Source organism: Corynebacterium sp. KPL1986, from assembly GCF_000477975.1.
Taxonomy (GTDB): domain Bacteria; phylum Actinomycetota; class Actinomycetes; order Mycobacteriales; family Mycobacteriaceae; genus Corynebacterium; species Corynebacterium accolens.
This window is the reverse complement of sequence record NZ_KI515719.1, coordinates 971,589-985,643: the sequence shown is the minus strand read 5'-3', so window position 1 is coordinate 985,643 and position 14,055 is coordinate 971,589. Positions and strand designations below refer to the sequence as shown.

Sequence of the window (14,055 nt, the reverse complement as noted above, 5' to 3'; positions counted from 1 at the left end):
CAGTATGGCCGATCCCCTAGGTCGCGTTAAAGTAGGTGGCGTGACTAACGCAGAAAACTCCCTGAATTCCTTATTGGCCGGCGAAGAGCTGCTCAGCATGCAGCAGGTGGCAGACAAGCTGGGCCTTCCCATCACCCGCGCCTATGACTTGCTCCAGGACCGCAAATTCATTGTCTGGGACTCGCCCGAAGGCAAGCGCGTGCCGCTGGCATTCTTCAATGACAAGGGGAGCATTGCCAAGCACGTCACGGGCGTTATCACCGTGCTTACCGATGGCGGCTATGACGACGAAGAGATCCTGCGCCACCTATTTACCGCAGATGACTCCCTGCCTGGCCGGCCCATCGACGCCCTGCACGGGCACCTGGCGCGCGAGGTTATTCGGCGGGCGCAGGCGTCTGCTTTTTAACCCAGCGCTTGGGGAGTTGAGGGCCTTTTTGGCTCACGCCATCGAACATCCATTGCGTTGCGGACCAGGACACAACGATGAGGCCAATGACCCAGAACCAGTTATAGAGCTGGTGGTTGCCGTCGCCGGAAAAGCTCAAGCTGATAAATAGCGCTACGCCGGAGGTAAACTTCAGCAGCCACAACGGCGGGCGGAAGGTGCCCATGAGCGTGAAGATGGAGGCGTAGTACCACGGCAGGGTCACCGAGTTGAAGACGAAGGCAACCTGGTAGGCCGCCGCGGTGCCCATAATGGCATCGCGGGCCGTGTGCCGGCTTAGCCACCACACGATGACCAACCCGATGAGCATGCACACCATCGCGATTGTGCGCAGGACGCCCAGGATGGCGTTATAGGATGCCTCCGGGTCAAAAATGTGGACCGCCGGGACGATGATGTCCGCGGCCAATGTCGGGCCCGCCAAGGGGTTAATCACCTTAGAATTGCCGCTGACCTGGGATAGCCAGCCCCATGAGGTGCCGGAGGCCCAGGTGATAAGCGCCACGGACGCGATGATTTCCACGGCAGCGATGAGCCCTGAGCAGACGAAAACCACCGCGGTGCGCGCCGCGGTAGAACCCTTGGGCGCGTAGCGGTGCAGCATCAGCCAGACGATGAAGGGGGCGGCAAAAATCGCGGTAGCCTTCATCGCCACCGCCGTGCCGACTAGCAGCAGCGCGGCGTGGAAGCGCTGGTGCAGCGCGGCCAAAAGCCCCAACGACACCAGGCCGACCATGAGGGATTCATTGTGCATGCCACCGATAAGGTGCAAGATGATGACTGGGTTGGCAACGCCGATCCACAGCGCGACCGCCGGATCCGCGCCGAGCTTTCGGGCGATCCGCGGGACCGTCCACGCAATAAGGACAAAGCCTGATAGCGAAAGCAGCTTATAGGTGATGATGCCGACGGTGACATTATCGCCCACGACGGTGGTGACGATTTTGCCAATCCACAGGTGCAGCGGTCCATACGGGGTGGTGGTATTGCGCCAGTCTTGTGAGACCTCGAGCAGGAAGGGCCCGGGGTTGACGGCGGCGCCCTCGGTATAGGGGTCGAATCCATCGCGGACCATGGCGCCCTGCATGAGGTAGGAATACACGTCCCTGGAAGCCATAGGGCCGGCGAATAGCAGTGGGGTGACCCATGCGATAAGGATGCGTTGTAACTCGCGTACCCCTCCCTCCGGGCGCGGGTGTTTAAGCTGCTTGCGAATAATCATGCGCCCGGCAAGCACCCAGGCGGCGGCGAGGAGGAAAATGCCCACCCAATACAGCACCAACCCGAGGTTGCGCCCGTGACCATACGATAAGAATCCGATATTGAGCGCTTCGAGCACGCCGCCGCGGTTGCGGGTTGAGCCGCCAGAAAAAGACGAGAAAAGGAGCACGCACGAGGCCACGAGGCCCAGCGGGAGTGCGCGGGGGACTGGCAAGGAGTAGGTTTTGGCCACGGTGATACCTACTTTTGGCGCGTCGTCGCCTGAATGGCTAGGTGTTCTAGCGTTTCGGTGATCTGCGGATCCACATTCGCCGCACGCAGATGGGCCAACCCGGATTCCGTCAACGCGGTAATGCGGCGCTCAATCTCATCAGGGGCGCCGGAATCCGCAATGATTTGGGACAGGCGCAGCAAGTCCTGCGTATCGGAGGTGCGGCCGATGAATTTCCGCAGAGTAGCGGCGGCGCTGGGGTCGCGTTCATCGGCGCGCTGTAGCGCTAAGGCAAGAAGCTCCGTGCGCTTGCCCTCTCGCAGATCGTCGCCGGCGGGCTTGCCCGTAATTTCGGGATCCCCAAAGACCCCCAGTTGGTCATCGCGGAGCTGATACGCGATGCCGATATCGTGCCCATAGCCGCGGAAAGCCGAGATTAGTTCATCGCTTGCCCCCGCGATGGCAGCGCCCAAATGCAGGGGCCGTTCGATGGTATAGGCGGCGGTTTTATAGCGGTTGACGGAATTGCTCAGCGCCACCGATTCCGAACCGGCTGCCTCGAGGGAAATATCGAGCAATTGGCCGCCCAAGACCTCGGTGCGCATTCCCCGCCAGGGATCGCGCGCACGCTGCAAAGCCTCTGGGCTGAGCCCAGAATCCTGAAACATATCCTCGGCGTAGACCAGCGCAAAATCGCCCACCAAGATGGCCACGGACGTGCCAAAGAATTCCGGATCCCCTAAGAAATCGGATTCCCGGTGAAGGCGCTCTGCTTCCCGATGCACCGTCGGTTTCCCACGCCTCGTATTCGACGCGTCAATGATGTCATCGTGGATAAGCGCGCAGGCTTGGATGAACTCCAGCGAGGATGCCGCGCGCAGCATCGCCTCTGGGGATTCCGAACCACGGCCGGCGGCGAGGTAGCCCGCCCACGCATACATGGGGCGCACCCTTTTCCCGCCATCGAGGACGAATGATTCCAAAAAGCTCATAGCGGTACTGACCGGGGCGCCGATTTCTGCCACGTGATCCCGGCGCTGGTCCAAGAAGATGGCCAGTTTTTCGCGCACCGCGCCGGGGATATCCGCAAGCTCAGGAATATTCGTCATAGTCACACCTCCACACGATACCGCCTTGGGCCGAGAAGAAATAACACAGGTTTATAGCGGCAGGACCACTCCCAAAATGGCAAAGGGTCGGGGATCCGCGGGGTAGCGATGGTGGCGCACGACATCAAAGAAGCCCACAGACCGGTAGAGGCGAAAAGCCCCGTTGGCTTCCTGTGGTGCTTCCGGCGTTGACAATAAGGCAAATCGGGCAGGGATATTCCATAAGAGCCCTTCGAGTAGCTGCTTACCTAAACCGTGGCCTTGAAAAGACGGCAGCACGTGCACTTCAGCCACCTCAAAATAGCTGCGCAGCATGCCCCATTCGGACTCAGTTGGCCCGCCGTTGCGGCGCAGGGCGCGGTGCAGCTCGGAATCCCACCAAGTATCTGGTGAGCCCAAAAATCCATAGGCCACTCCCACGACGCCGTTGTCATGCGCAGCAATAAGCGCTGTAAACCCGGGCCGCATGGAATCCGCCCGCCAATTGTCCACGCTGCGCGAAAACGTGACCGGGTCATATCCCATGGCCTCGATGTAGATCTCCACGAGTTGGGGAGCCAGCATAGAGAACTCTTGCGGGGTTAAGCGGCGGATTTCGAAACTCACGGTATCTATCACACCAGATACGCATGTCCACCGGCGGACAAGGGTGGGGGGCGGGGTTATTCCATCGAGCCCTAAGGGATTTCGAACTGTGTTCGATTTGTAGGCAGTTATGACTGGTAAAACTCTTGAGTAATTCGAACAGGTGAACTAGACTAGGGGGTGGATGTCCGGTTGGCTGCTTAAAGTGAGCGGCAATCGAACACGGTTAGTTATTAGCGCAGTACAGGAGAAAAACAATGGCACAGATTATTTCGGCAACGCAGTCCCGCTCTACCGGTCGCTTTGCTGGCAAGCAGGGCGCGAAGCGGGCCCACTTTCTTTTCCAGGCTCGCGAGCTTCTGGATCGGGCGAGGGGATATGCGGCGGATGGTCGCTTTGACCAGGCGCTGGAGGTGGCTTATCAGTCCGCATTGCGTACGGCGGGTGCGCGAGTAGCTGTATCGGTGGTCTCTCGCCGCCGGCGTCTGCCAACGAGCGCGTGGGACCGCTTGGCTTTGGTGGGGGCCGAGGAAAAGCAGTGGGCCGAGGCTTTTAAGTCCTACTCTCGTACCCGTGCCCGGGTGGCGTCTGGCTTGGATGCAACGCCGGATGAGGAATATGTCTACGGGTTAATGCAGCAGGCGGCGCAATTTTTAGATGAGAGTGAAGCCGAGACGATTCTGGGATCCTTTGCGGCATAGCAGCAGCATAGCGGCGCCATAATCACTGTTGAGGGGAATAACTACCTTTTGGGGAACATACTGGTTACTCTGGACGTTAGTATTGGTAGAAGATATATCGGCCGAAGCCCAGTCCCTAGTTGGAGGAAAAGTGTCTCTTTCTGAGCAGGAGCAACGCACGCTCCGTGAAATAGAGGAATCGTTATTAGCGGACGATCCTAAATTTGGCGCTTCTGTGTCTGAATCTACCTCGATCGGCGGTTCCGGCGGCGCAGTTACGCTGCGTGGGATTGCGCTCATCGTGGTTGGTCTGTGCATGCTTGTTGGCGGCGTGGCCTTGGCGCAGCAAAGCTTGTGGTTTATTGCGCTGTCCATCGCCGGGTTCTTAGTCATGTTCGCTTCCGGCGTGTGGATGCTCCGCGGCGACCAGCCTGCTGGTAGCGGAAAGAAAAAGTCCACCAATGGGCGGTCAAAGAAGGCAGCCTCGTCTCGTAATAGTGGAGTAGGCAGCAAGCTGGAAGAAAACTTCCGTCGGCGCTTTGAGGAAAGCTAGCCGCGAACTTTCCATTTCCCCAGTCACTAGGAAGGGTGGCTGGGGATTTTTTATGCCTTACCAAAATTCCCCACTTTGCCCCACCGTCTGACCAAAACCGCGGCGCGGTGGGGGATTGTGGGTGGCAGAGGGTGGTAGCGGCTCCAATATGCAGGCATTGCGCTGTAGGTGGTGTATGAGGTGGGGTGATCTTGATGTTGTAAGTGGGGCTAAAGGGGTGGATTTTCGGGGTTGTCAAGGTGGGGCGCGGGATTTCTCCCCACCGGAAAAACACCCTTTTAACTGCGCATACTTTTTGTGTTGCTGAGAATATGGCGATTTAAGTGGGGCATGTGGGGGAAAGTGGGGTAGAGTGGGGCGCAGCGGAGGAATGGGGTTGAAAAACTCTCTTCTGACGTGAGGGAATCCGGAGTTGTCGAGTGAGGAAGGTGGACGCCGGGATGTTTCTCGGAACCTACACTCCGAAACTTGATGACAAAGGGCGCTTAACGCTTCCTGCAAAATTTCGCGACGAGCTCGCCGGTGGCCTGATGGTTACCAAGGGGCAGGACCATTCTTTGGCCGTGTACCCGCGCGAAGAGTTCGCCGAACGCGCACGGAAGGCTGCGGCGGTTTCTCGAACCAATCCGGAAGCGCGCGCTTTCATTCGTAACTTGGCTGCAAGTGCGGACGAACAGCGGCCCGACGGGCATGGTCGCATCACCTTGTCCGCAGGCCACCGTGAGTACGCGGGTTTGTCCAAAGAGTGCGTGGTGGTTGGCTCGGTAGATTTCCTCGAAATTTGGGATGCAGCCGCGTGGGCTGAGTATCAATCGCAAACTGAAGATGCTTATTCGGCAGCAGATGCCGATGACGTACTTGCGGGCTTGCTGTAAGCGCCCGCATCTCGAGTGCGTGTAAGGACTCTGTCCGAGGCGGATGATTCTGGTGTACTTCCCCGATATCAGAAACCTGCCTCGGACAGGGCCCTATATGCACTCGTCGTGCTTTCCACGATAGGAAGTCCTGCACAGCGGAAATAAGAAAGGGGGACGCGGGGAGACATGGCTACAACTAACCTTAATTACGATGTGGCGGATAACCACGGCCATGTGCCGGTCATGCGCGAGCGCATGGCGGAGCTCCTGCGCCCCGGGGTAGAGGCTGCGGGCTCGCAGGCTGTGCTTGTCGATGCCACCTTAGGTGCCGGCGGCCACAGCGAGTACTTCCTCCAGACCTTTCCGCAGGCACGCGTTATCGGTGTGGACCGCGATGAGCAGGCATTGCAGAATGCTTCGGCGAGGCTAGAGCCCTTCAGCCCGCGTTTTTGCGCGGTCAATGCACGCTTCGATGAGCTGGGTACCGCCATTGCCCAGGGCGAGGGCGATATCTTTGATGCTGCCCGCGCCCACGGTATTGCGGGAGCCCTCTTCGATTTGGGCGTTTCTTCCATGCAGCTGGATCAGGCAGAGCGCGGCTTTGCCTATAAGACGGATGCACCGCTGGATATGCGTATGGATCCGAGCCATGGACTTACCGCCGCTGACGTGCTCAATACGTATTCGCACGGGGACTTGGCGCGGATTCTCAAGACCTATGGTGACGAGCGCTTTGCGGGAAAGATTGCCTCCGCCGTGCTCAAGGAGCGCGAGAAGGAACCGTTTAGCACCTCGGGCCGGCTGGTCGAGCTGCTTTACGCGACCATTCCGGCGGCAACGCGCCGCACGGGCGGGCACCCGGCAAAGCGCACGTTCCAGGCGCTGCGGGTAGAGGTCAACCGCGAGTTGGAGGCCATTGAAAATGTGCTTCCCGTAATCACCAGTGCGCTTTCCATTGGGGCGCGCGCGGTCTTTATGAGCTACCAGTCCTTAGAAGACCGCCTCGTAAAGGCAGCATTCAAGGAGCTATCTACGTCCACCACGCCTGCCGGTCTACCGATGGATTTGCCGGGCACCGCACCGGAATTCGCCACGGTCACCCGCGGGGCCGAAAAGGCATCGCAGGCGGAGGTAGAAGAAAATTCCCGCGCCGCGTCGGTGCGCGTGCGCGCCCTTGAACGGCTTGAAGGCACGCCAGAATTTTTACCACCGGGAGGCAAGAAATGAGCACCATCCCACGCCGAAACCAGCACTTGACGGACAGCCGCGACAGAGAGGCCACTCGCAGCATGGGCGCCAGCCGAGACTTCACCACCGGAATCGACACCGGAGCGCCTACCGCTGTGCGCGAGCGCACAGCCACTAGGGCTACCGGGAAAGCGGCGCGCCGGACGGCGCCTAGCCGTACCCGGGTGCCGCACCGCGGGGCGAAGCGGCTTGGTTCGAAGCAGGTCGTCAGCTTCCGCGGCCGGCGGGTGCAACAGCAGACGAAGCAGAATAATGCTTTTACCCGCGTTGCAGTCTTGGCCGTTACCTTGGTCATCGGCGGGGTAGCGCTGGCCATGTGGCTATCTGGTTTGTCAACCTCGCAGACGTTTAAAATTCAGCAGCTGACGGTGCAGGAATCGCAGTTGGATAACCAGATCGAGTCGCTCAACCGAGACGCAGAAAACTTAAGCTCCTCGGCGGATATTGCCCGCCGCGCGGATGAATTGGGCATGGCCGTGCCCAAGCAGCCCGGCGTGACTGAGGTCGGCGGGGATGGAGAGATCATCGCCAAGCGCGAAGGCACCCCGGATACGGAAAAGCTTATCGATGTCAACGGTGAACCCATCCGCCCGGGCCAAGCCTCGAGCGACCCGAAGGATACGGAGGGAATGTCTGATTCCCTGAACGCCGTGCCGCGCGGGCAGCAGCAACATGCCCACGGCAATGATGCGGACGAGAACCGGGATGAGAACCGCGACAGCGATGAGGCCGATAACCGTGAAAACGCCGGCGATAATCGTCCCAACCTTCCCGCCCGCGCGCCGTACACCAGCCAGGCTGATTAAACGGACAGAATAAGTGGTGAAATTCTCTGTGCTCGCGCGTGGTAGCGCGGGCATTGCCCATCTTGTAGGGCACAATCGATACACGCAAGAACCTGTGGCGGCGAAGGGAAGGTGACTGAGCACCGTGACTGCACCGAATAATGGTGGCAACCGTGGGTACCGTCCGCGGCCGCGCCGCGCTGCTAGTTCTGTTGTGCCCCAAAAAGCGATCATGCGCCAGCGCCTGCGCATCATTTTGACCTGTGTTGTCGTCGCCACCGTCGCCTTGGGCGGGCGCCTTGCTTGGGTCCAATTAGTCTGGGGCCCGGACCTTGCGGCGAAGGCCGTCACCCAGCGCGAACGCGTCTATATTGATCCTGCCCGCAGGGGAGAGATCCTGGACCGGGATGGCCAGCGTTTGGCCTATACAATGAAGTCTCGTTCCTTGACTGTCTCTCCCACGCGCCTGCGCGATGAGCTCAAAGAGCAGGCGAAGATGGAAGCCACGTCCGAGGGGAAACTCGAGGGCATGGATGAGAGCAAAAAAGATGAGTACCTCACCAAACAAATGGAGGACAAACTCAAGGAGATGGCTGAGGGCATTCCGAAGATGATTGAGGATTCGGGTGCTTCTGCCTCCAAGGTCGATGCGAACGATATTAAAAACAAGCTCAAGGCCGATACGCAGTACGAGGTCTTGGTCCGCAATGTGGATCCGGATGTCGCTGTAGAGATTTCCAATAAGTACCACGGTGTGGCGGCTGACCGGCAAGACATCCGCCAGTACCCGAACGGGGCGATTGCAGAAAACGTCGTGGGCAAGGTCTCTATGGATGGCCACGGCCAATTCGGCTTTGAGGCGGCCCGCGATACCGAATTGACCGGCATCGATGGGCAGTCCACGGAGGATGTGTCCACCGATGGGCAGGTCATTCCCGGCACCCTGCGCGATGTCGTGGATGCCGTCGATGGCCGCGATGTCACCCTCACCCTGGATTTGGATCTGCAGACCTACGTCCAGCAAAAGCTGGAAAAGGCCAAGGCCAATTCCCAGGCGGAGGGTGCCGAGGCCGTGGTGCTTGATGCCGCGACCGGCCAGGTGCTCGCCATGGCTAATACCGATACGGTGGATCCGAATAAGAATATCGAAGACCAGCTCAAGGAGGGCAAGGACTTCGAGAACCGCAGCATCTCCCACCCCTATGAGCCGGGTTCCGTTGCCAAGATAGTGACGGCGGCGGCAGCTCTGCAGGAGGGTATTACCACTCCGGATGAGGTGCACCAGGTTCCAGGCTCCATCGACATGGCCGGCGTGACCGTCAACGATGCCTGGCCTCACGGTACCGAGCCGTATACCACCACCGGCATCTTTGGTAAGTCCTCCAACGTGGGCACCTTGATGATCGCGGATAAGCTTGGGCCCGAGAAGTATGCGGAGTACTTGAAGAAGTTCGGCTTGGGCGCGACCACGGGCGTTGAGTTGCCCAATGAATCCGCCGGCACGGTGCCAGATCAAGAGCAGTGGTCGGGTGGTACCTTTGCCAACCTGCCCATCGGCCAGGGCCAGGCGTGGACGACGCTGCAGATGGCGAGCGTGTACCAAGCATTGGCCAACGGCGGCGAGCGCATCGAACCGCGCATCATCGACGAGATCAAAGACCCCGACGGCGAGACGGAAAAGCTACCCGAGCCAAAGAAGACCCAGGTAGTGGACAAGGAAACCGCCAAGACTGCGGTGGATATGTTCCGCGCCGTCTTCCAAGATGACGATGCCGGCGTGCAAAACGGTACGGCCGCCAACGCCCAATTGGACGGTTACCAGCTCTCCGGCAAGACCGGCACCGCCCAAAAGGTGGACCCGAATTCCGGGGCGTATTCTAATTCCGCCTACTGGATCACCTTTGCGGGCATTGCGCCTGCCGATGACCCACGATTCGTCGTCGCAGTCATGCTCGATGAGCCTAAGTCCGGCGTGGAAGACAATGGCGGCGGCGGCCAGTCCGCGGCGCCTATCTTCCGGGATATCTCTTCCTGGCTGCTCAATCGCGATAATATTCCCACCTCGAAACCAGCGCCGCGGATGACCCTGCGGGAACAATAGGAGCTTGAAATGTCTGTTTCCTTAGAAAAACTTGCGCAGCTTTCGCACGGACGCGTCATCGGTGATGGCACCGTAGAGGTCAGCGCGTGCGGCTTAGATTCCGCGAGCCTTCCCGAAGGCGCGTTATTTGCGGCCCTTCCCGGCACGCGGGTGCACGGCGCGCAGTTCGCCGGGGATACCAAGGCGGGCGCGGTGCTTACCGATGCCCCCGGTCTCGACCACCTCCGCCAAGCTAACGAAACCCGCCCGATCATCGTGGTAGACGATATCCGCGTCGTCCTAGGCCCGATTGCGGCAGAAATTTATGGACACCCCACCCGCGATCTCACGGTCTTGGGGATTACCGGAACCTCCGGCAAGACCACGACTAGCTACCTCCTCGAAGCCGGTCTATTGCAGGCCGGCCACTCCGTGGGCCTAATCGGCACCACCGGTACCCGCATCAATCGCACGCCGGTGCCCACCTCTTTGACCACGCCGGAAGCGCCACGGCTGCAAGAGCTTTTCGCTCGCATGAGGGATGAGGGCGTGACCCACGTGGTCATGGAGGTCTCCTCCCATGCTTTGGAGCTCGGCCGCGTGCGCGGAACCAACTTTGCCGTCGCTGGATTCAGCAACCTTAGCCAGGACCACTTGGATTTCCATCCCACGATGGAGGAGTACTTTTCGGCCAAGTCCCGGCTATTCCTAGGGGAGCAGGCGGCCCAGCGCGCGGTCATCTGCGTTGATGACGAGTGGGGCGAGCGCCTGCGCGGAATGGTGAAAGATGCGGGTGCCCCGGTGATGACGGTGGCAACGCGTACAGGCGATGCCACGATCACCGCCCGCCAGACGGCTACCGAGGCGACCGGTGCACAGGAGGTTGACCTCAACCTAGACGGCACCGACTATTCCTTCCGGCTGCCGCTGCCCGGCGAATTCAATATCGCCAATGCCTCGCTCGCCCTGGGCATGGCCACTGCCGTGGGCGAAGATCCACAGGTCTTTTTGACCGGCGTGGAAAACGTCGCCGTTCCCGGGCGCATGGAAAGGATCGACCGCGGACAAGACTTCGTGGCCGTGGTGGATTATGCCCACAAGCCCGCAGCCATCGCGGCGGTGCTCGATACCCTGCGCCTGCAATTGGAGGGCACCTCCGGGCGCGTGGGCGTCGTCGTGGGCGCCGGCGGTGATCGCGATAGCACCAAGCGCCCGATTATGGGAGAGGCTGCGGCCACCCGGGCGGATCTTACGGTGGTGACCGATGATAATCCGCGCACCGAGGACCCAGCCGCAATCCGCGCGGCGGTCATTGAAGGCGCTCGCCGGGCTGCGCCGGATGCCGATATTCGGGAGCAGGGCTCGCGCGCACGCGCCATCGATGAAGTGGTGGATTGGGCGCAGCCGGGCGATGCCATCATCGTCGTCGGCAAGGGCCATGAGGTAGGCCAGCTCGTGGGCGAGCGCACCCTGCACTTTGATGACCGAGAGGAAATGGCGCGCGCCATTGAGGAAAAGCTGGCGGGAACGGCGCATCGCGATACTCTTAGGGATACGAAGGAGTAGTAATGATTCCACTTTCTATTGGAGATATCGCCGCGATAACCGGCGGTAGCCTGGATAGCGTTGATGATCCCGATGAGCGCGTGACCGGCTTCGTGGAGTTTGATTCGCGCAAGGTCACCAGCGGCAGCTTGTTCGTAGCCCTACCCGGTGCCCGCGTCGATGGCCATGATTTTGCCGAAAAAGCCATAGAGCAGGGCGCCGTAGCCGTGCTGGCCGCTCGGCCGGTGGGGGTACCGGCGATCATCGTCAAGCCCCAAGGCCGCGTGACCGGTAACGCCGCCAATGCCGATATTTATGCCAACGATGAGGATGGCTCCGCCGCCGCTGTGATTGGGGCATTATCCGATCTCGCGCGCGAGGTGACCTCCCGCCTCGCCGCGGAACAGGGCCTGGATATCGTCGGCGTTACCGGCTCCGCGGGCAAGACCTCTACCAAGGATTTGCTGGCTACCATCTTCCGCGCCGAGGGCGAAACCGTCGCCCCGCCCGGCTCCTTCAATAACGAGGTGGGCCTTCCCTATACCGCCCTGCGCTGCGATGAGCATACGCGCTTCCTCGTGGCGGAAATGTCCGCGCGCGGCATCGGCCATATTCGCCACCTGACTGAGATCACGGCCCCGACGGTGGGCGTGGTGCTCAACGTGGGCACCGCGCACCTGGGTGAGTTTGGCTCACGCGAGAATATCGCCCAGGCCAAGGGCGAGCTTATCGAGGCCCTGCCCGCTGCGGCAGACGGCGGGGTAGCGGTCCTGAATGCGGACGATCCCTTCGTCGCCTCGATGGCACCGCGCACGCAGGCCAAGGTGGTCTATTATTCCGCCAATCGCCCGCAGGCCGCGGATGCGCAGTACTATGCCACAGACATTGAGCTTGACGATGTCGCCCGCCCGTCCTTTACCTTCCACGCCCCCGGCGTCGAGCCGATGAGCATTAAGCTGCAGGTCTTTGGCAAGCACCAGGTCTCTAATGCCCTGGCCGCGGCCGCGGCAGCCATCGAATCGGGCGTGGAACCCGCCGTTGCCGCGCGTGCGCTCAGCGGACATCAGACGAGCTCGGCGCACCGCATGGACGTGCGCACCCGCTGCGATGGCGTCACCGTCATCGATGACTCCTATAATGCCAACCCGGATTCGATGCACGCGGCGATTGCCGCTTTGGCCTATACCTCCGCGGCCCGCCCGGATGCCCGCTCCATCGCGGTGCTGGGGGAGATGGGCGAGCTCGGCGGCGAGGCCGTCGAAGCCCACCGCATCCTAGGATCGGTGCTCTCTAAGTACCACGTGGATCACCTCGTTGCGGTAGGAGAGGGAGCGCATACCGTAGCCATGGTGGAGGCCGCGCACGGGCACGGCATCCAGACCGAACTCTGCCCCGATATTGAGGCCGCGACGGCGGCCGTAGAAAATATCCTGCGGGTAGCCCCTGCCGGGGTGGAGGACTGGTCCGCGCGCGCGGCCAAGGACGTCGTCCTCGTGAAATCTTCGAATGCCCAGCGCCTGTGGCGCGTGGCAGAACAGCTCAATCGCCGTTAGTCCCTATCTCAAGGAGAAAGATCTCTAGCAATGACTCAGATCATTATCGCGGGCGTCGTTAGTTTCCTCGTCGCGATTTTTACCACCCCAGTTTTGGTTCGGTATTTTTCTGGCGTCGGAAAAGGCCAAGAAATCCGCGAAGACGGCCCGCAGCTCCACCTGCGCAAGCGGGGCACCCCGACGATGGGCGGTCTGGCGATCTTGCTGGCCATCACGGTGGCCTACCTCATCGTGGGAATCTATGCCCGCGCAACCGGCAACGGTGGATTTAGCCCCTCGGGGTTATTGGTCTACTTCTTGACCATGGGACTCGGCGGCCTGGGTTTTGCCGATGACTTCATCAAGCTGTTCAAAAAGCGCAACCTCGGCCTCAATAAAACCGCCAAGCTGGTGGGCCAGCTGGCCATCGCGCTCATCTTCGGCATCCTCGCCCTACAATTCCCGGATTCCAATGGGCTAACCCCTGCCTCGACCAACCTGTCCTTCGTCCGCGATTTCGACACCTTTGATATTGCCGTCGGCGGCGCCGTTATCGGCACCATCATTTTCTTGGTCTTTTTGTACCTGCTCATCGCCGCGTGGTCGAATGCGGTCAACCTGACCGATGGCCTGGATGGCCTCGCCGCAGGCACTACCGCCATGGTGATGGGGGCTTATACGCTCATTAGCTTCTGGCAGTTCCGCAACTCGTGCTCGATTTCCCCGGCCGCCGGCTGCTACGAGGTCCGCGATCCTCTTGACCTCGCGGTTCTCGCGGCCGCGGGCCTAGGCGGTTGCCTCGGCTTCCTGTGGTGGAATGCCGCACCGGCGAAAATCTTCATGGGCGATACCGGTTCGCTCGCGCTCGGCGGCCTCGTCGCCGGCCTTTCTGTGACCACCCGCACCGAGCTGCTGATGATCATCATCGGCGCCATCTTCGTCATCGAGACGGTCTCCGTGGTCATCCAGATCGTGGTCTTCCGTACGACGGGCAAGCGCTTTTTCCGCATGGCGCCCATCCACCATCACTTTGAAAATGGTGGCTGGGCAGAGACTGCGGTTGTCACGCGTTTCTGGCTATTAAGCGCGATGGCCGCGATGGCGGGCATCTGCATCTTCTACGGCGATTGGCTCTCTGCAGTCAGCTTCGGAAACCTGCAATAAAGTTTTGGCACTAGATACTTAAGGATTGAGGCACTCA

General features: G+C 60.5%; 13 protein-coding genes. 10 read left to right on the top strand and 3 right to left on the bottom strand.

All coding sequences use genetic code 11. The annotated features are described in order from the left end of the window. Positions 1–4: 4 nt before the first annotated feature. Complete coding sequence (locus HMPREF1287_RS04580; RefSeq protein WP_005278391.1) at positions 5–409, top strand: Rv2175c family DNA-binding protein; 405 nt, start codon at positions 5–7, stop codon at positions 407–409. Here the strand turns inward: HMPREF1287_RS04580 and HMPREF1287_RS04575 are convergent. Genes HMPREF1287_RS04575 through HMPREF1287_RS04565 form a run of 3 tightly spaced genes read right to left on the bottom strand, consistent with a single transcriptional unit; the run spans position 378 to position 3,595 of the window. Next, a complete protein-coding gene (locus tag HMPREF1287_RS04575; protein WP_023017223.1) occupies positions 378–1,901 on the bottom strand; it encodes an alpha-(1->6)-mannopyranosyltransferase A in 1,524 nt (507 codons plus the stop codon). The two genes, HMPREF1287_RS04580 and HMPREF1287_RS04575, sit on opposite strands and share 32 nt — an antisense overlap. An 8-nt stretch (positions 1,902–1,909) precedes the next feature. Further along, positions 1,910–2,989 (bottom strand): polyprenyl synthetase family protein, encoded by a 1,080-nt coding sequence (locus tag HMPREF1287_RS04570; RefSeq protein ID WP_023017224.1) that lies wholly within the window; start codon positions 2,987–2,989, stop codon positions 1,910–1,912. 51 nt (positions 2,990–3,040) lie between these two features. Further along, positions 3,041–3,595, bottom strand: coding sequence for a GNAT family N-acetyltransferase (locus tag HMPREF1287_RS04565; protein WP_034654128.1), 555 nt, complete (start codon positions 3,593–3,595; stop codon positions 3,041–3,043). Positions 3,596–3,831: 236 nt separating this feature from the next. Here HMPREF1287_RS04565 and HMPREF1287_RS04560 point away from each other — a divergent pair, with 236 nt between their 5' ends. The 9 genes from HMPREF1287_RS04560 (at position 3,832) to mraY (ending at position 14,018) form a co-directional block, all read left to right on the top strand. Then, complete coding sequence (locus HMPREF1287_RS04560) at positions 3,832–4,275, top strand: SAV_6107 family HEPN domain-containing protein (protein WP_005278401.1); 444 nt, start codon at positions 3,832–3,834, stop codon at positions 4,273–4,275. Positions 4,276–4,405: 130 nt separating this feature from the next. Beyond that, a complete protein-coding gene (locus HMPREF1287_RS04555; protein WP_023017226.1) occupies positions 4,406–4,807 on the top strand; it encodes a DUF3040 domain-containing protein in 402 nt (133 codons plus the stop codon). 440 nt (positions 4,808–5,247) lie between these two features. Continuing rightward, the gene (gene mraZ / locus HMPREF1287_RS04550) at positions 5,248–5,682 is read left to right on the top strand and encodes a division/cell wall cluster transcriptional repressor MraZ (protein WP_034654127.1); all 435 of its coding nucleotides are present in this window, start codon (positions 5,248–5,250) and stop codon (positions 5,680–5,682) included. Positions 5,683–5,850: 168 nt separating this feature from the next. After that, positions 5,851–6,891 carry a 16S rRNA (cytosine(1402)-N(4))-methyltransferase RsmH gene (gene rsmH / locus HMPREF1287_RS04545; protein WP_023017227.1) on the top strand — a complete coding sequence of 347 codons (1,041 nt, stop codon included), beginning with the start codon at positions 5,851–5,853 and terminating at the stop codon, positions 6,889–6,891. Beyond that, positions 6,888–7,718 carry a hypothetical protein gene (locus HMPREF1287_RS04540; protein WP_023017228.1) on the top strand — a complete coding sequence of 277 codons (831 nt, stop codon included), beginning with the start codon at positions 6,888–6,890 and terminating at the stop codon, positions 7,716–7,718. Before rsmH ends, HMPREF1287_RS04540 begins: the two co-directional genes overlap by 4 nt. Before the next feature lie 211 nt (positions 7,719–7,929). Beyond that, complete coding sequence (locus HMPREF1287_RS04535) at positions 7,930–9,798, top strand: penicillin-binding protein 2 (protein WP_023017229.1); 1,869 nt, start codon at positions 7,930–7,932, stop codon at positions 9,796–9,798. Between the two features lie 9 nt (positions 9,799–9,807). After that, a complete protein-coding gene (locus tag HMPREF1287_RS04530; protein ID WP_023017230.1) occupies positions 9,808–11,343 on the top strand; it encodes a UDP-N-acetylmuramoyl-L-alanyl-D-glutamate--2,6-diaminopimelate ligase in 1,536 nt (511 codons plus the stop codon). Between the two features lie 2 nt (positions 11,344–11,345). Continuing rightward, a complete protein-coding gene (gene murF / locus HMPREF1287_RS04525) occupies positions 11,346–12,875 on the top strand; it encodes a UDP-N-acetylmuramoyl-tripeptide--D-alanyl-D-alanine ligase (protein WP_023017231.1) in 1,530 nt (509 codons plus the stop codon). A 30-nt stretch (positions 12,876–12,905) separates the two neighbouring features. After that, a complete protein-coding gene (gene mraY, locus HMPREF1287_RS04520) occupies positions 12,906–14,018 on the top strand; it encodes a phospho-N-acetylmuramoyl-pentapeptide-transferase (protein ID WP_023017232.1) in 1,113 nt (370 codons plus the stop codon). Positions 14,019–14,055: the final 37 nt, after the last annotated feature.